Annotated in this window: 21 protein-coding genes and 2 tRNA genes; 12 read left to right on the top strand and 11 right to left on the bottom strand. The window is 57.7% G+C overall.

Annotation, left to right across the window (positions count from 1 at the left end; all coding sequences use genetic code 11):
- Nucleotides 1-83: 83 nt before the first annotated feature.
- From wecB to KR52_RS12555, 4 genes are read left to right on the top strand one after another with little or no spacing between them, the layout of a single operon-like run.
- A complete protein-coding gene (wecB, locus tag KR52_RS12570) occupies nt 84-1196 on the top strand; it encodes a non-hydrolyzing UDP-N-acetylglucosamine 2-epimerase (RefSeq protein ID WP_038557364.1) in 1113 nt (370 codons plus the stop codon).
- Nucleotides 1165-1767, top strand: a complete 603-nt coding sequence (locus KR52_RS12565) for a DUF1643 domain-containing protein (protein WP_084222016.1) — start codon at nt 1165-1167, stop codon at nt 1765-1767. The genes wecB and KR52_RS12565 overlap by 32 nt, the downstream gene beginning before the upstream one ends.
- A complete protein-coding gene (locus tag KR52_RS12560) occupies nt 1767-2012 on the top strand; it encodes a hypothetical protein (protein WP_038556388.1) in 246 nt (81 codons plus the stop codon). Before KR52_RS12565 ends, KR52_RS12560 begins: the two co-directional genes overlap by 1 nt.
- Nucleotides 2002-3264, top strand: a complete 1263-nt coding sequence (locus KR52_RS12555; protein ID WP_038556386.1) for a sodium:proton antiporter — start codon at nt 2002-2004, stop codon at nt 3262-3264. Before KR52_RS12560 ends, KR52_RS12555 begins: the two co-directional genes overlap by 11 nt.
- Here the strand turns inward: KR52_RS12555 and gltX are convergent.
- The 6 genes from gltX to KR52_RS12525 form a co-directional block, all read right to left on the bottom strand.
- Entirely contained in the window at nt 3211-4644 is a 1434-nt protein-coding gene (gltX, locus tag KR52_RS12550; protein ID WP_038556384.1) for a glutamate--tRNA ligase, read from the bottom strand. The genes KR52_RS12555 and gltX overlap by 54 nt on opposite strands.
- Nucleotides 4645-4665: 21 nt before the next feature.
- Nucleotides 4666-4739: transfer RNA gene (locus KR52_RS12545), tRNA-Asp, on the bottom strand.
- 213 nt (nt 4740-4952) lie between these two features.
- Nucleotides 4953-5141 carry a hyperconserved protein Hcp gene (locus KR52_RS12540; RefSeq protein WP_006043540.1) on the bottom strand — a complete coding sequence of 63 codons (189 nt, stop codon included), beginning with the start codon at nt 5139-5141 and terminating at the stop codon, nt 4953-4955.
- 37 nt (nt 5142-5178) lie between these two features.
- Nucleotides 5179-5251 (bottom strand) — tRNA-Trp (locus KR52_RS12535).
- A gap of 60 nt (nt 5252-5311) precedes the next feature.
- Nucleotides 5312-5776 carry a 50S ribosomal protein L19 gene (rplS, locus tag KR52_RS12530; RefSeq protein ID WP_038557363.1) on the bottom strand — a complete coding sequence of 155 codons (465 nt, stop codon included), beginning with the start codon at nt 5774-5776 and terminating at the stop codon, nt 5312-5314.
- A gap of 25 nt (nt 5777-5801) precedes the next feature.
- A complete protein-coding gene (locus KR52_RS12525) occupies nt 5802-6089 on the bottom strand; it encodes a hypothetical protein (RefSeq protein WP_038557361.1) in 288 nt (95 codons plus the stop codon).
- A 53-nt stretch (nt 6090-6142) separates the two neighbouring features.
- Here KR52_RS12525 and map point away from each other — a divergent pair, with 53 nt between their 5' ends.
- Nucleotides 6143-6988, top strand: coding sequence for a type I methionyl aminopeptidase (gene map / locus KR52_RS12520; RefSeq protein WP_038556382.1), 846 nt, complete (start codon nt 6143-6145; stop codon nt 6986-6988).
- On the opposite strand, the gene KR52_RS12515 is transcribed toward map, so the two are convergent.
- Entirely contained in the window at nt 6969-7706 is a 738-nt protein-coding gene (locus KR52_RS12515) for an SDR family oxidoreductase (protein WP_038556380.1), read from the bottom strand. The two genes, map and KR52_RS12515, sit on opposite strands and share 20 nt — an antisense overlap.
- A 36-nt stretch (nt 7707-7742) precedes the next feature.
- Between KR52_RS12515 and ebsA the strand changes: the two genes are divergently transcribed.
- From ebsA to KR52_RS12500, 3 genes are read left to right on the top strand one after another with little or no spacing between them, the layout of a single operon-like run.
- Nucleotides 7743-8111, top strand: a complete 369-nt coding sequence (gene ebsA / locus KR52_RS12510; RefSeq protein WP_038556378.1) for a type IV pilus biogenesis protein EbsA — start codon at nt 7743-7745, stop codon at nt 8109-8111.
- Nucleotides 8112-8137: 26 nt separating this feature from the next.
- Nucleotides 8138-9235, top strand: coding sequence for a phosphotransacetylase family protein (locus tag KR52_RS12505; RefSeq protein ID WP_038556376.1), 1098 nt, complete (start codon nt 8138-8140; stop codon nt 9233-9235).
- A 16-nt stretch (nt 9236-9251) separates the two neighbouring features.
- Complete coding sequence (locus KR52_RS12500; protein ID WP_038556374.1) at nt 9252-9788, top strand: DNA recombination-mediator protein A; 537 nt, start codon at nt 9252-9254, stop codon at nt 9786-9788.
- Here KR52_RS12500 and KR52_RS12495 read toward each other — a convergent pair whose 3' ends face one another.
- On the bottom strand, nt 9789-10205 hold the full coding sequence (locus tag KR52_RS12495; RefSeq protein WP_038556372.1) for an MAPEG family protein: 417 nt from the start codon (nt 10203-10205) through the stop codon (nt 9789-9791).
- A gap of 99 nt (nt 10206-10304) precedes the next feature.
- Here KR52_RS12495 and KR52_RS12490 point away from each other — a divergent pair, with 99 nt between their 5' ends.
- Nucleotides 10305-10802, top strand: a complete 498-nt coding sequence (locus tag KR52_RS12490) for a YajQ family cyclic di-GMP-binding protein (RefSeq protein WP_038556370.1) — start codon at nt 10305-10307, stop codon at nt 10800-10802.
- Between the two features lie 206 nt (nt 10803-11008).
- Nucleotides 11009-11998, top strand: a complete 990-nt coding sequence (locus KR52_RS12485) for a glycosyltransferase family 2 protein (protein ID WP_038557360.1) — start codon at nt 11009-11011, stop codon at nt 11996-11998.
- A 23-nt stretch (nt 11999-12021) separates the two neighbouring features.
- Here KR52_RS12485 and KR52_RS12480 read toward each other — a convergent pair whose 3' ends face one another.
- On the bottom strand, nt 12022-12276 hold the full coding sequence (locus tag KR52_RS12480; RefSeq protein ID WP_038556368.1) for a hypothetical protein: 255 nt from the start codon (nt 12274-12276) through the stop codon (nt 12022-12024).
- Between the two features lie 35 nt (nt 12277-12311).
- Between KR52_RS12480 and KR52_RS12475 the strand changes: the two genes are divergently transcribed.
- Nucleotides 12312-12707, top strand: coding sequence for a phosphoribosyltransferase (locus KR52_RS12475; RefSeq protein ID WP_038556366.1), 396 nt, complete (start codon nt 12312-12314; stop codon nt 12705-12707).
- Nucleotides 12704-13177: a nucleoside 2-deoxyribosyltransferase gene (locus KR52_RS12470; protein WP_038556364.1), complete on the top strand. Its 474-nt coding sequence runs from the start codon at nt 12704-12706 to the stop codon at nt 13175-13177. The genes KR52_RS12475 and KR52_RS12470 overlap by 4 nt, the downstream gene beginning before the upstream one ends.
- 157 nt (nt 13178-13334) lie before the next feature.
- On the opposite strand, the gene KR52_RS12465 is transcribed toward KR52_RS12470, so the two are convergent.
- The gene (locus KR52_RS12465; RefSeq protein ID WP_084222015.1) at nt 13335-13796 is read right to left on the bottom strand and encodes a cytidine deaminase; all 462 of its coding nucleotides are present in this window, start codon (nt 13794-13796) and stop codon (nt 13335-13337) included.
- Nucleotides 13783-14250 carry a hypothetical protein gene (locus KR52_RS12460; RefSeq protein ID WP_038556362.1) on the bottom strand — a complete coding sequence of 156 codons (468 nt, stop codon included), beginning with the start codon at nt 14248-14250 and terminating at the stop codon, nt 13783-13785. The genes KR52_RS12465 and KR52_RS12460 overlap by 14 nt, the downstream gene beginning before the upstream one ends.
- Nucleotides 14251-14253 lie beyond the last annotated feature (3 nt).

Raw genomic sequence — 14253 nt, 5'->3', positions numbered from 1 at the left:
GTCCCAAACCAGAGGCTGGCAAGGTTTTCTCGTTGTTCTCTCCCATCGGACGCCTATAAACTCCCTCGATCCGTATGGATCGAATGGCTGAACAGCCCCGAGTCACAATCGTTCTGGGAACGCGGCCGGAGGCGATCAAGCTGGCTCCGGTGATCCGGATGTTCCAGGCCTGTGCTGCGCTGCAGACCCGTGTCGTTTTGACCGGTCAGCACCGTGAAATGGTGGCTCAGGTGATGGAGCTGTTCCATATCCAGGCCGATCAGGATCTCAACCTGATGGCACCGCGCCAGACCTTGACCCATGTCACCTGTGCCGCGCTGCAGGGACTACGGCAGGATTTTCAGGCCTACCCACCGCAGCTGGTCCTGGTGCAAGGCGATACAACCACGGCCTTCGCCGCCGGGCTGGCCGCGTTCTATGAGCAGATCCCGGTGGGGCATGTGGAGGCTGGGCTGCGCACCGACGACCTTCTGGATCCCTTCCCGGAAGAAGCCTACCGTCGCCTTCTCTCCCAGATCGCGACGCTTCACTTCGCGCCGACGGCTCAGGCGGAAGTCAACCTGAAGGCATCGGGTGTGGTCGGGGAGATTTCTGTGACCGGCAACACCGTGATTGATGCGTTGTTGCTGATGGCGGAATCCGCGCCGGATATCCAGTTCGATGGTCTTGACTGGACCCGTCAGAGGGTGATCCTGGCAACCGTGCATCGGCGCGAGAACTGGGGCGAGCGTCTGAACGACATCGCTGCGGGCATGCTGAAGGTGCTTGAGCGCTTCCCGGATACAGCCCTCCTGCTCCCGATGCATCGCAACCCAACGGTGCGTGAACCGCTGCAGGCTCTTCTTGGAAACCACCCCCGTGTAGTTCTGACCGAACCGCTGGATTACGACCGGCTTGTCGCAGCGATGAAAGGTTGCAGTCTGCTGCTTACCGATTCCGGCGGACTCCAAGAAGAGGCCCCCGCGCTCGGTAAACCTGTGCTGGTTCTGCGGCGCACCACGGAGCGATCAGAGGCCGTGGATGCGGGAACGGCTCGGCTGGTGGGCACGGATCCCGGTGTGATTCTGGAAGAGACCTCTCGGCTGTTAGGGGATGCCAAGGCCTATGAAGAGATGTCCCGCGCCGTCAACCCCTTCGGCGATGGTCACGCCAGCGAACGCATCCTTGAATGCTGCCGCCGCCGTCTCGGCGTCTGAGGCGTCGTTCAGCAGCGATGGCTGCTATCGCTGGTTTCTGCGGCGTCGCCTGGCCACTGACGGTGGCTGCCTGATCTACATCGGCCTGAACCCCTCCCGGGCGGATGGGCAGCGTGATGATCCGACCCTGCGGCGTTTGATTGGTTTCACGCGTCAGTGGGGATACCAGGAGCTGGTGGTTCTCAATCTGTTTGCTCGAATGTCGCCCTCTCCGGCTGCACTGCTGCGGGTGAAGGATCCCATCGGTGTGCTGAACAACGTCATCTTGAACCGGTGGCTGCACCAGTGGTCCCGGACGTCCGGGCTCGATCTCTGGTGCGGTTGGGGGGTGAACGGGGCGCGGTGGGACCGGGATCAGGTGGTTCTTGAAGCGATTCTGCGGTTGCTGCCTGAACGTCGAAGGTCCGTTCCCGATTCGCCCCACCCTCTGATGCTGGGACGGACGGCCTCGGGACAACCTCGCCATCCGCTTTACGCGCCGCGCCAGGCCTGTCTTCACCCTTTTCTCTGGGCAGACCCTGAACCGATCCGTCATCCTGTGAGGACCTTGAAGGATGTCCTTCCGAATTGATGTCCCGTACGCCTCGCCGCTATGCCGTCCATCTTCACCTTGTGGGAGGGCAGACCGAACGGGTGTTTTTCCCGAAACTCGAGACCTTTCAGGAGTGGTATCAAGGTTTGGTCAATGCCGAGAATCAGGGCGGTTTCGTCAACGTTCCGATCGGTGATCTGGAGGGTGAATATTTGGTCGTTCGGCCCCAATCGGTGATCGGCGTGCGCGTGGAACCCCAGTTCTCCTCCGTCGATGACGCCTGAGCGTCTGGGCCTCCTCTGGGGCGTCACGGTCTTTTCTGGTGCTGCGGCCCGGCTCTTGGCGGCAAAGTCAGAATTTCCTGGGGTGGTACTGCTCCTCGTGTCGGGGCTGTTGATTGGTCGCTCTGGTTTGGGTTGGGTTGAACCCCTTGATCTTGGCTCCGGGCTTGGCACCGTAGTGGGCCTGCTTGTCAGCCTGGTGCTGTTCGATGGTGGACTCAATCTGCGTCTGCCTGGCGACACGATCAAGGCCACGGTGCAGCGCATTGCAGCCCTGAGATTGTTGATCTCCCTGGGAGGCGGACTGATGGCGGCCCATTGGCTGGCCGGCCTCAGCTGGTCGCTCGCCGCTGTGTTCAGTGCCATCGTTCTGGCCACGGGGCCAACGGTGGTCACCCCCTTGGTGCGTCAGATCCGGCTCACGCCTCCGCTGGGGGAAGTTCTGGAAGCAGAAGGATTGGTGCTCGAGCCTATCGGCGCCGTTTTAGCCCTACTGCTGTTGGAGCTTGCCCTGGGCAATCTGCATGGCTGGCGTGAGGTGATGCTGGGCTTGCTGTATCGCTTGGGTGGCGGTGTGTTGATCGGTGCGAGCGTCGGCTGGCTGCTGTCTGAAGTGCTCAGAAGGCTCAATCCAGATCAATTGCAGGGGCTGCCGCTGCAGCTCAGCCTGGGTGCGCTCTTTCTGATGTATGGAGTCAGTGAGTGGCTTTTGCCTGAATCAGCCCTGCCAGCTTCGGTGGCCGCAGGCATCGTCGTTGGTCGCCGTCCAGGCCCCCACACCGCTGAACTGGATGGCCTCATCCAGGAACTGGCGCAGTTGGCGATCACGATGCTGTTCCCCCTGCTCGCGGCTGACGTGTCCTGGGCTGAACTCAGCCCGCTCGGTTGGGGTGGGATCCTTTGCGTATTGTCGTTGATGCTCGTGGTCCGTCCCATCGGTGTGGGTGTGGCCACCATCGGTTTGCCCTTCAAGCTTGAGCAACGGCTTTTTCTGGGTTGGCTTGCTCCGCGAGGCATCGTCACCGCAGCGGTGGCTTCACTCTTCGCCATTCGTCTGGAGCAGGCCGGGATCCTCGGGGCTGGACGCCTTCAGGGGTTGGTGTTTCTGACGATCCTGATGACAGTTGGCCTGCAGGGACTTACAGCTCAGCCGTTGGCTCGGGCTCTCGGTCTGGTGAAAGCTGATGAGGATGAGCCGGTCTCAGCTGAGGCAACGGCGCAGACGCGGGACATCCTCACCGATTCGCGCCAGTAGGGACCACGTGGTGATCAGATCAGGTCCCTGAAGACGTCCCAGAAGCGCAGCGCGTAGGGACTTCATCACCACACCTTTTTTCACGCCAGCAGCCTTGGCGGCTTCCCCCAACCAGGCCTTGGCCTGATCACTGTCGCTTCCATCCCAAGAATTGTTTTCGAGCCGCTGAAGCAGGTCGGCAATGGCTGCTTTGGCTCCTTCGATCGCGAGTTGCTCAAGCGCATCCTTCTGGAGATCAGGGCAGTCAAAGAACGGTTCCGCTTGGTCGACGCCATCTTTGAGCAAGGTGAGGGAGGGCCCCAGCAAGGCACAGAGGTCGAGGCACCAGCTGGTGTCGCTGGGTGGTGTCCATCCGCGTTCAGCCCAGAGGGGCGTTAGTTCATCCAAGAGCTGCGCTGCCGGCCAGTCATGCAGAACCTGGGCATTGAGCCAGTTGAGTTTGTCCCAGTCAAAACGCGCCCCCGCTTTGTTGACACGGTCGAAACCAAAGACGGCAGCAGCCTCGCTGAGGCTGAACCGCTCTTCCATACCCTCCGGTACAGACCACCCCAACAACGTCATGTAGTTGGCAATGGCATCAGGGGTATAGCCCATGGCGCGGAAGTCGTTGATCGAAGTCACACCATCTCGTTTGGACAGTTTGCGTCCCTCGGCGTTGAGAATGAGGGGAGCGTGAGCAAAGGTGGGCAAGGGCAGGCCTAGCGCTTCGTAGAGAAGCAGTTGCTTGGCCGTGTTGGCGATGTGGTCTTCGCCGCGGATCACATGGGTGATCTCCATTGCGGCGTCATCCACGACCACCACAAGGTTGTAGAGGGGGTTCCCGATCTCATCGGCAGGAGCGCGACGGGCGATGACCATGTCACCGCCAAGATCGACGCCACGCCAGCTCATGGCTCCACGCACCAGATCGTTCCAGCGGATCTCCGCTGCGTCATCAATGCGAAAGCGGATCACCGCTTCACGGCCTTCAGCCTGGAAGGCCTGCTCCTGATCCTGTGTCAGGTGTCTGTGGCGGTTGTCGTAGCGCGGAGCTTGATTGGCAGCTTTCTGCGCTTCGCGCATAGCCGTAAGTTCCGATTCGCTGGCGTAGCAGCGGTAGGCCAATCCACGGTCGAGAAGGGTCTGAATCGCTTCGCGATGCTGTGTAACCCGTTCGCTTTGAACGACGGGCTCTTCATCCCAGTTGAGCCCGAGCCACTTCAATCCCTCCAGGATGTTCTCGGTGTACTCGGGTTTGGATCGCTCCTTGTCGGTGTCTTCAATACGAAGCACGAATGTTCCCTGTTCATGCTTGGCGTAAAGCCAGTTGAAAACTGCGGTGCGTGCCGTGCCGATATGAAGCGTGCCCGTTGGGCTGGGGGCCAATCGAACGCGCACCATCGATGCTTTTGGTGGTGAAAACGGGACCGACGGGATTCGAACCCGCAACTTCCGCCGTGACAGGGCGGTGCTCTAACCGGTTGAACTACGGTCCCAGATCCGATCCAGAACTCTCGAGACGCGCTCGGAGGAATCCGATCTGAGTCGCTTGCGCGACCAAACCAGTATCAACTGTCGCCCCGCCCTCCGTCAACAACTGCATGGCGGATCAACATCGCATTGTCATCAACGCAAGCCATAAAAAATCCCGACGACAAAGGTCGTCGGGACCATGGATCTGATCGGTTCATGACCGATGGAACGACGATTCAGGGACGGAATCCTGCAGGTTCGATGAGGCGAACTTGATTGCCGCGGGCGGTGAACTCACGTCCTTGATCACTTTGAACGACCACACGGCCGCCGGATTTGACGCGTATCACTCGGGCACGGACCCAGCCTAGAGCGGCTGATTCCAACACCTTCACAACATCACCAGGTTGAAGATCCAACTCCATGCTCAGAACCGGGAAACTGCACGAGGGGAACATCGGACGCGCCGTGGAGGACTCGAACCCCCGACATCAGGTTTTGGAGACCTGCGTTCTACCAACTGAACTAACGGCGCAAGGCGATGAACCCCTTAGCCAACGTTGTTGTTGGCAACTGATTGAACGAGGTCGAAACCTCAGCGATCGAAGCGCTGCTTCACGCGGGTGGCCTTGCCCACCCGTTCCCGCAGATAGAAAAGCTTCGCCCTTCTTACTTTACCGCGCCGCTCCACCTTGATGGAAGCCACCTGCGGGCTGTGAAGCATGAACACCCGCTCCACGCCAATACCTTGGAAAATGCGCCGCACCGTAATGGTTTGGTTCAGACCTCCATGGCGTTTGGAGATGACCACGCCTTCGTAGGGCTGCACACGTTCTTTGTTGCCCTCGCTGATGCGCACGCCTACACGCACGGTGTCACCAACGTAGATCTCAGGAAGGTCATCCTTCTGCTGAGCCGTTTCAAACGCGCTTATCAGGGCTTCGGCGCTCAGCTTCTTTCCAGGTGTGCTGGATTTTGCCGCTGGGGCCTCAGGTGCTGCATCCACAGCCGTTTCGGTGTTCTCGTCGGTCACCGCTGTGTCCTTCGAATCGGCTGCCATCCCAGCTCCGCGTTGAATCGCCAAACTATGAGTGTACCTTTCGACGCCATCGCTCGATCAGGAGCATCGCGCCTGTGATCAGCATCCACAGCAGGCCGACGGCGTTGAGCAGCACGACCAGCGGCTCAAGGGCGGATCCAAGCCACTCACCTTCGTGCACCACCATCAGCCAGTGCACCTGCTGGCGGCTCGCTCCGAACCAGTCTCGAGCCAAGCGATAACTGACACCGGAGAACACCGTCACCAGCAATGGCGCCATAACGAGAGGTGCAACGCTTCGGTGCAGTTCGCGCAAGCGCACAAGCAGCGGCATGACCGGCATCAATTCGGTTGCTGTTGATAGCGTGACGGATATTGGGCTGAGCCATGAATCTCTTTGCTGATCTTCTGGCATCCACCCAGGCGGCCCAGGGGCAGGTGACAGCAACAGGCCCAAGGATTCAGAAGCGTCGCGGCGTTGAGATCAAATCAGCCCGTGAAGTGAAGATCATGCGCCAGGCCAGCCACATCGTCGCCACCGTGCTGCGCGAGGTGATGGGCATGGTGGCGCCCGGTCAGACGACGGGAGATATTGATGCCTATGCGGAAAAACGCATTCGAGAGATGGGGGCGACCCCAAGTTTCAAGGGGTATCACGGTTTTCCGGCGAGCATCTGCGCCAGCATCAACAATGAAGTGGTCCATGGCATTCCCAGCCCGAAGCGGGTGATTCGGCAGGGCGATCTGCTGAAGGTGGATACAGGCGCCTACTTCGAGGGCTATCACGGCGACAGCTGCATCACGATCTGCGTGGGTGACGCGCCCGAGGAAGCACAGACGCTGAGCCGTGTCGCCAAGGAAGCCTTGATGGCAGGTCTCAGCCAGGTCAAAGCAGGAAACACGCTTCTGGATATTGCCGGCGCCGTGGAAGACCATGTCAAATCCAACGGTTTCAGTGTTGTTGAGGACTACACCGGCCACGGCGTGGGTCGAAACCTGCACGAAGAACCTTCCGTGTTCAATTTCCGCACCGACGAGCTTCCCAACGTCACCTTGCGTCCTGGCATGACCCTGGCTATTGAGCCCATCCTCAATGCGGGTAGTAAGGCCTGCCGCACACTCCGGGATCAGTGGACTGTGGTCACCCGTGATGGCTCCCTCTCGGCGCAGTGGGAGCACACCGTTCTGGTGACCAGTGATGGATGCGAGATCCTTACGGACCGGGGCGACTGAGGATTCGGCTGTAAGCCCGCCGTCCCAGTTCGGTCAGGGGCATCAGAACATAAGTCAGGGGGTTTGGTGTGACGATCACCAGGCGGAATCCCCAGCTCGCCTGACGCAGCACCTGGGTGGCGACGAAATCGGCGTCCATCACCCCGATCGGATTGAGCGACGAGCGAAAGGGGCCAAGCACCAGTTTGCGTAGGGTCAGAGCCTCCCGGCCTGTTTCATCGAGAACTGCACCGCGGATGCTGACAAGCTGTCCAAGCATCCGCTTGGTGAGTTCGTACACCGGGCTGACGGCAGGCTGAATTTCAGCTTCTGATGTGTTGACCCACACTTCCCTTGGGTGGATCTTTGGGGAGGCTCTGCTGATGGCCTCAAAGCGCTGCATCAGCCGCCAACTGCTGAGCGCGTTGATTTCCAGAGCTTGGTTGATGACCTCGAGGCTTTGGTTGCCCTGTGGATTGATGGCGTGGTTGAGGATCAGAACATCGATTTCCTCCAGATGGGGATCCAGGCTGGCTTCGTTGCCGCAGCTCCAATTCACCCAATGGTGAGGGCCATCGGCTTGCTCTGGCGGCGTGGAACTGTGGGTGAAACCAATCACGCGGGCCCCTGCGGCTCGGAAGCGGCGGGTCAGGGCCGCTCCGAGGGCTCCGCGTGAGCCAGTGATGCCGATGCATCGGCCGTTATAGGGGGACTGGGCCATGGGTCCAGCTTGGGGCATCCTTGAGGGGATTGGATCAAGAGCAAAGCCTCAGCTGTGTCAGACGTCGCTCAACAGGTTCTGTTCGCTCCTTATTGCGGCGGTGTCGGACGTGAAACAGATCTCGCCGCAGCTCTGCAGATCCTGGGCCAAGGTGGGCTGAAGGGGCGTCGTCCAGTCGCTGGGAGCGACGGCTATACCTATGAACTTCGCTGGAACGGTGTCGCTGCACCCCTTGAGAGGCTTGAGTGCGTGCTCCGTTTTCCCGGTCATCCCGAAGGAGACATTGATTTCTCTGTGATTACCCATCAACTGGTGGATTGGCTGATGGATCGTTCCCATCAGCAGCACCCAGAACCGGATCTGCCCAATGGGTTCTGGCAGTGGTTGTTGGTTGAGCGCCGGGATTCTCCTGAGCAGGCCTAGATTCACCAACGACAGGCAATACCTCCATGGGAACGACACTGTTGATCGGATCGTGTGAGCCGTTCAGTGGAAAGTCGGCTCTCGTTCTTGGGATCGCCCAACAGCTTTCCCGTGCCGGACAGCAAATTCGCTTCGGCAAACCTTTGGCCACAAGCCTGGATTGGGATCCAAATCAGGGCCCGTTACCGCAACCTCTGATTGACGACGACGTTCGCTTTGTTGGTGAAACGCTGAATCTGCCACCTGAGCGTCTGATTCCATCGATGCATCTGCTGTCCCCCACAACAGCTGCTCAACGCCTCGGCCAGGGTGAGCTGGAAGCCGGACGAGGCTTCGAGGAGCTGCGCCAGCGCATTCAGACGGGGGAAGGTCTCACGCTTTTGGAATGTGCGGGAAGCCTGCAGGAGGGACTCCTCTATGGCCTCAGCCTTCCGCAGCTGGCGACAGGCCTTGATGCCCAGGTTGTGCTGGTGCACCTGTGGCAGGACAGTCGCAGTGTTGATGCACTTCTGGCGGCCAAGCAGACCCTGGGAGATCGCCTGGTCGGTGTTGTCTTAAACGCAGTCACCCCAGAGGAGGTCGAGAGTTTGGAGCGTCAAGTGGTGCCTGCTCTGCATGGCCTCGGCTTGCAGGTGTTCGGAGTTATGCCCCGTTCCCCATTGCTTCGCAGCGTCACTGTCGGCGAGCTGGTGAGGCGTCTGAACGCACGCGTGATTTGCTGTCAGGAACGGCAAGAACTGCTGGTGGAAACCCTGAGCATCGGTGCGATGAATGTGAATTCGGCCATGGAGTTCTTCCGAAAACGACGCAACATGGCTGTCGTCACGGGGGCGGATCGCACCGATATTCAACTTGCTGCTCTTGAGGCTTCAACCCAGTGTTTGATCCTCACCGGAGCAGGGGAACCTTTGCCTCAGTTAATCAATCGTGCTGAAGAACTGGATGTGCCTCTGCTCAAGGTGGAGCACGACACTCTCGCTACAGTTGGAGTGATTGAGCAGGCCTTCGGTCACGTAAGGCTGCATGAAGCCGTGAAGGCCACCTACGCCTTCCGTCTTGTTGAGGAGCACTGCAAGCTTGATCAGCTCTTCAATGCATTGAACCTGACCGTTCAGCACGCTTGATGGTTGCTAACTTCCGATGAAATCAGGCGGCGGGTTTTCCTTGGGTCAGTCACTGGATCTGCCGGCTCTGGATCGGGTCGACACGCTTGCTCAGGAACTTGCACTTTTGCAAGACAAAAGCCAGCGAAGGATCGCCATCCTGGGCAGCCGCCATGTTCCTGTTGTGGCAGTTCATTTGATCGAGCTCGTGGCTCGCTCTCTCGTTCAGGAAGGACATTCCCTGGTCACATCTGGCTCCCAGGGGGTAAATGCTGCAGTGATTCGAGGATGTCTGGAGGTGGATCCCTCCAAGCTCACCGTGCTGTTGCCTCAAAGCCTTGACCGTCAGGTCCCTGAAATCAGAGATCTCCTGGATCGTGTATTGCACCTTGTGGACAAGCCTGAGCAGGATGATCTGCCCTTGCCGATGGCCAGCAGTTTGTGCAACCAGGAAATCATCAACCGATGTGATCAGTTGATCTGCCTCGCCTTTCACGACAGTGAAACGCTGTTGGCCAGTGCTCGCACTGCAGAAGATATGGGAAAGGTTGTGAGTCTTCTGTATTTCGATTGATCAAGCAGCTGCACGGATCACGGCCCTTAGTCCCTCGACGTAGCAAACGCCGACGGCCGTGACTCCCGTTGCCCAGCACAGTCCTCTGAGGGGCGGAATGTTGCCGACGTAGGCAAAAAGGTACAGGAAACGGATGGCCGGCCAGACCCAGGCTGCAACACTTGCCGCTGGGCTGTTGACACCGCTGATCAGGCACAACAGCATCGCAGGAGCGCCCAGAGTCAGAGCTTCCCAGCTGTTCTCCTGTGCCCAGACGGCACGCTGACCAAAGGCGGGCAGCCGTTCGAACATCGCCCGTGGTGCTTGCAGATCAGCCATCGTGAAATCTGCTTTTGCTCTTCCTGCGCCGGTGAGCACGATGCTCACCATCACGACAGCTCCCATCAGACAGAGCGCCCAGGCAAATGCGGGTGTCATGGCATCCGAACGGTTTGTGGGACCCTAACGGGCCTGGCGTCTCTTCAAATGTGTGGGGGGCGTTGGCTTTCTAAACTGGGTGATCGACACCTTCGTGACATGGCCAGTACGTATTCCTTCGATGTGGTGTCTGACTTTGATCGTCAGGAACTGGTGAACACCCTTGACCAGGTGCGTCGCGATGTGGGGAATCGTTATGACCTCAAGGATTCCAACACTGAGATCGATCTGGAGGAGACGGAGCTGGTGATCACCACGGCAAGTGATATGACGCTGCAGGCTGTGGAGGATGTGTTGCGCACCAAGGCCACCAAGCGCAACCTTTCACTCAAGATTTTTGACTTTCAAACGCCTGAAACAGCGGGAGGCAATCGGGTGAAGCAAGTGGTGAAGCTGCGCAAGGGGCTCAACCAGGACATTGCCAAGAAACTCAGCAAGATGGTTCGCGATGAGCTGAAGAAAGTGACTGTGGCCATCCAGGGTGAAAGTGTGCGGATTACGGGCAAGAGCAAGGACGACCTGCAGGCTGCGATTCAGCTTGTTAAGGGCAAGGAAGATGAGCTTGATGTTCCTTTGCAGTTTGAGAACTATCGCTGATTAACAGCAGGTCATGTCTGCAATTCAGAGGATGCCAGGCCTGCGTCAAGCTGTGGGTTGACACAGAAGCTCGGCCACCTCTGATCGGGGTGGATTTCTGTCCAGAGCGTTTGCTTCTCGGTGATCCGATTCGTTGCTGTAGAACTCTGAAAGAAATATGAGTTATGTGAGGTTTGTGGTAATTTATTTGAAGATTTTGTTTTTTGGTGAGCAGCTTCGCTGTCGCGGTTCGGGTCTTTGATGGCGAGGCTCCCTATTTGCAGTCATTTATTGACCATCATCGCCGCATTGGAGTAGAGGCTTTTTATCCGGTGCTTGCTCCTGGAGCTGCTCCATTGTGTCGCGAAATTTTTTCGAGAAATGGAATTGTCTTCCACGAGTCTGATGGCCAGAGGATTGGTTCTGTTCAGGAATCAATTCGTGAAGATTATGTTGCTGTTATCGATGCTGATGAATATTTGCATCCAGATTTGTTCTCTTTCCTGGACGAGGAGAACATCGAATCTCTCCTGATGCCCTGGAGGTTGACGGCATCGATGAACGACGACTTTTTCGAAGCCCCTCAAAAGCGATTTTTTGTTTTCCCTCAGGTGAAATCGATTGTCAAAACAACCGCGCTCAAGCGGCTTCGTCTTCACGCGTCCAATACCATCGGTTCAGGGCGCTGTCTGGGGGTTGCTCAGGGACAGCAATTCCCTGTTCAGCACTACTACCTTCGCGGTCTCGATGACCTCTTGTTGAAAGAGGGCGGTGTGGTAAAGCGAACTTTGGCGCAAAGCTCAGGTCGCAAGCCCGTGAAGCTGAATGCAGATGCGGGAGCGATGGATTTCCCAAGCCGTCATGCCCGCGTGGCGTTTCTGTTGAATGCTCTCAATGCAATGCCTGTGCAGCTTGATCCTTACCGCATGTCTTTGGATCGAACCATGTTGGATCATCTTCGGAACGACGTTGAAGGTGACCCTGAAGCAGCCAAACAAGTATTGCGCGATAGTGTTGTGAAGATACAAAAGGTTTACCGGCGTAGCACGATTCATCGAGAGATTAAGTCCACGCAGCAACTGCTTGCTTCAGATCCCTGCAAGGTCAGTTATCAGAAACGTGTGCTGAAACTGCTCCGTCAAGATTTTCAGTTTCGTCGCTCATGGTTGGGACGTTTTGAAAACGCTCGTGACTCCTTGATGATGCATTGGACTTGAGTTGCATGGCTGAGAGGCCACGCCTAATTGTTGTGTTCCCGGGAGCGTCGAGCGTCGATGATTCGAGCGAGTTCCAGCACATAACCCGCGGTGCACCAGCGCCCGTGACTGCGGGAACGATTTTCTGGATCTGAGCGGATCTCAGCGGTCTCGGCCATCAGTAGATCCAGCTCTTCCTGCGGCAGGTCATACAGCTCCTGCAATTCCAGTTCGCGGGAGAGCAGATGGCTGCGAAACCATTTACGGTTCTGTTCCTGGGGTGGGATGTCTCGGTTCAAAGGGCATCACTGCGTCGATGTGCCATTCTCCGGCTATGCAGGTACTCAGCTGGCCCCAATTCGATCAGGCTGTGCAGTTATTGGCCTCACGGTTTGCGGATTCCGCTGTAACCGGGGTCTACGGGGTCCCCCGGGGCGGTCTGTGCCTTGCAGTTGCGCTGAGCCATGCCATCGCTCGGCCCTTGCTGTCATCACCAGAGCAATCAGCCTTGATTGTGGACGATGTCTATGAAACCGGACGCACGTTGCAGGCACTAAAGGCTCAGGTGCCGGACGCCACTTTTGCCGTGTGGGTGAGCAAGGGGTGTCCTGACTGGTGGACGGCAGCTGTGGTTGTCGAGTCATCGCAATGGCTGGTGTTCCCGTGGGAGAACCTTGACCAGGCCCGTGCCGATGAGCAGGCTTATCGCACCTCCCGTGGCCTGGGATGAACGAAAACACGGCACGCACGATTTATCTGGCATCTGCTTACGGCTTTTCAGCCCAGTGGAAGCGGTTGTTGTTGCCGGAGTTCATCGGGGCCTTGGAAGCCCTTGGATTGGAGGTGTGGGAGCCCTTTGCGCGTAACGGTCAGGTGAATCTGGCGGAGCCGGGTTGGGCTTATCGCGTTGCCCAGCGGGATCTGCAGGATGTTCGTAATGCCGATGCCCTGTTCGCCATTGTCAACGGAACACCACCTGATGAAGGGGTGATGGTGGAGCTTGGTGCTGCGATTGCTCTAGGGAAGCCAATATTTTTGTTTCGCGATGATTTCCGCAAGTGCACTGATTCTGAGCACTACCCGCTCAATCTGATGTTGTTTGCAGGCCTGCCGGAAGTGGAATGGGAGCAGTATGTGTATAGCCATTTGTCGGAAATCAGTCATCCTCAGAAAGCATTGGCCCGCTGGGTTCAATCGTAATTTTGATCTGAGGCTTCAACGATTGGCTCTGGCAGTCTGTGCTAATAGGTTGTTTATAAACAACCGCTGATGACGGCTTCTGCGCGTATTTATTGTGTTTTTAAGACTCGGATTTATCATTCTTTGATCTTAAATCATGCCTGAGTCAGCTCCTTGCCTAAAGAGCTTGAGGATCCTTTGGATCATATCGATTGTCTCGCTGTAATTGTTGGTTGATGCTTGAATCGCCCAGTTGAAATGGTGCTGGGAAAAGGTGTTCGAGTGGGATGGTCCCCACACCATCGATGCACACATGGGCATCGCTCGGCAGCAGTTCTTGCATTACCTGTCGGCAGGCGCCGCATGGCATCCGGGACCCGCCTGGGGCTGAATCGCTTTGGGCATCGATGCAGCTCACGGCCAGTTCGAGCGGTCGTTTGCCGAGACTGATTGCTGTGAAGAGCGCGACGCGTTCTGCGCAGATGCTCAGTCCATAACTGGCGTTTTCCACATTGCAGCCGTTAATGACGGTGCCGTCATCACAGCGAACCGTCGCCCCCACGCGAAAGTTCGAATAAGGGCAGTGGGCGTGCTTCGCTGCTTGTCGAGCTGGGATCAGCAGGGAATCAGCGTTGCTCATAACAGAGACCACGGGCTGTTTCTATCAGGCTGCTCACGGTTTGAGTTCCAGCGGATTGGGTCAGACGGGATTGCTGGCTGAGTTCAAAGTTGTTTTGCGCACTGATCATCAGATCGCCACTGACCGCAACACGACTGTCTCTTGTTGGTGTGCTGGAGACACCACCGGGCCCAAGGAATTGAAGAGGGCCCAAGGGGGCTTCGTAAGACCAGTGATAAGTCGTTCGTGACGGATCACTGCTCTCAACACCGGAACTGCTGAAGCGCTCCACCAGGGGTGTGAGCCTGCTTTCGATCACCGTCTCCGGTTGAACGCCAGGGTTATGCCCCCTCCTGACCAGGAATTGCTGTTGTTCAAGTTGACGAATGCCCTGAATGGCTTGGCCGGACCACCGCGCCTCCACGGTCTGAATGGTGCAAACCAGTGGAGGTGGAGGGGGTGCTGAGGCCAGCACGGA

It is taken from the genome of Synechococcus sp. KORDI-52 (assembly GCF_000737595.1).
Taxonomy (GTDB): domain Bacteria; phylum Cyanobacteriota; class Cyanobacteriia; order PCC-6307; family Cyanobiaceae; genus Parasynechococcus.
This window is presented reverse-complemented; position numbering and strand designations above follow the sequence as displayed.

Coding starts and splice junctions, on each gene's coding strand:
- wecB (WP_038557364.1), top strand. CDS start 84: ATGGCTGAACAGCCCCGAGTCACAATCGTTCTGGGAACGCGGCCGGAG.
- KR52_RS12560 (WP_038556388.1), top strand. CDS start 1,767: ATGTCCCGTACGCCTCGCCGCTATGCCGTCCATCTTCACCTTGTGGGA.
- KR52_RS12555 (WP_038556386.1), top strand. CDS start 2,002: ATGACGCCTGAGCGTCTGGGCCTCCTCTGGGGCGTCACGGTCTTTTCT.
- gltX (WP_038556384.1), bottom strand. CDS start 4,644: ATGGTGCGCGTTCGATTGGCCCCCAGCCCAACGGGCACGCTTCATATC.
- KR52_RS12540 (WP_006043540.1), bottom strand. CDS start 5,141: ATGGAGTTGGATCTTCAACCTGGTGATGTTGTGAAGGTGTTGGAATCA.
- rplS (WP_038557363.1), bottom strand. CDS start 5,776: ATGGCAGCCGATTCGAAGGACACAGCGGTGACCGACGAGAACACCGAA.
- KR52_RS12525 (WP_038557361.1), bottom strand. CDS start 6,089: ATGCCGCTGCTTGTGCGCTTGCGCGAACTGCACCGAAGCGTTGCACCT.
- map (WP_038556382.1), top strand. CDS start 6,143: ATGAATCTCTTTGCTGATCTTCTGGCATCCACCCAGGCGGCCCAGGGG.
- KR52_RS12515 (WP_038556380.1), bottom strand. CDS start 7,706: ATGCCCCAAGCTGGACCCATGGCCCAGTCCCCCTATAACGGCCGATGC.
- KR52_RS12505 (WP_038556376.1), top strand. CDS start 8,138: ATGGGAACGACACTGTTGATCGGATCGTGTGAGCCGTTCAGTGGAAAG.
- KR52_RS12500 (WP_038556374.1), top strand. CDS start 9,252: ATGAAATCAGGCGGCGGGTTTTCCTTGGGTCAGTCACTGGATCTGCCG.
- KR52_RS12495 (WP_038556372.1), bottom strand. CDS start 10,205: ATGACACCCGCATTTGCCTGGGCGCTCTGTCTGATGGGAGCTGTCGTG.
- KR52_RS12490 (WP_038556370.1), top strand. CDS start 10,305: ATGGCCAGTACGTATTCCTTCGATGTGGTGTCTGACTTTGATCGTCAG.
- KR52_RS12475 (WP_038556366.1), top strand. CDS start 12,312: ATGCAGGTACTCAGCTGGCCCCAATTCGATCAGGCTGTGCAGTTATTG.
- KR52_RS12470 (WP_038556364.1), top strand. CDS start 12,704: ATGAACGAAAACACGGCACGCACGATTTATCTGGCATCTGCTTACGGC.
- KR52_RS12465 (WP_084222015.1), bottom strand. CDS start 13,796: ATGAGCAACGCTGATTCCCTGCTGATCCCAGCTCGACAAGCAGCGAAG.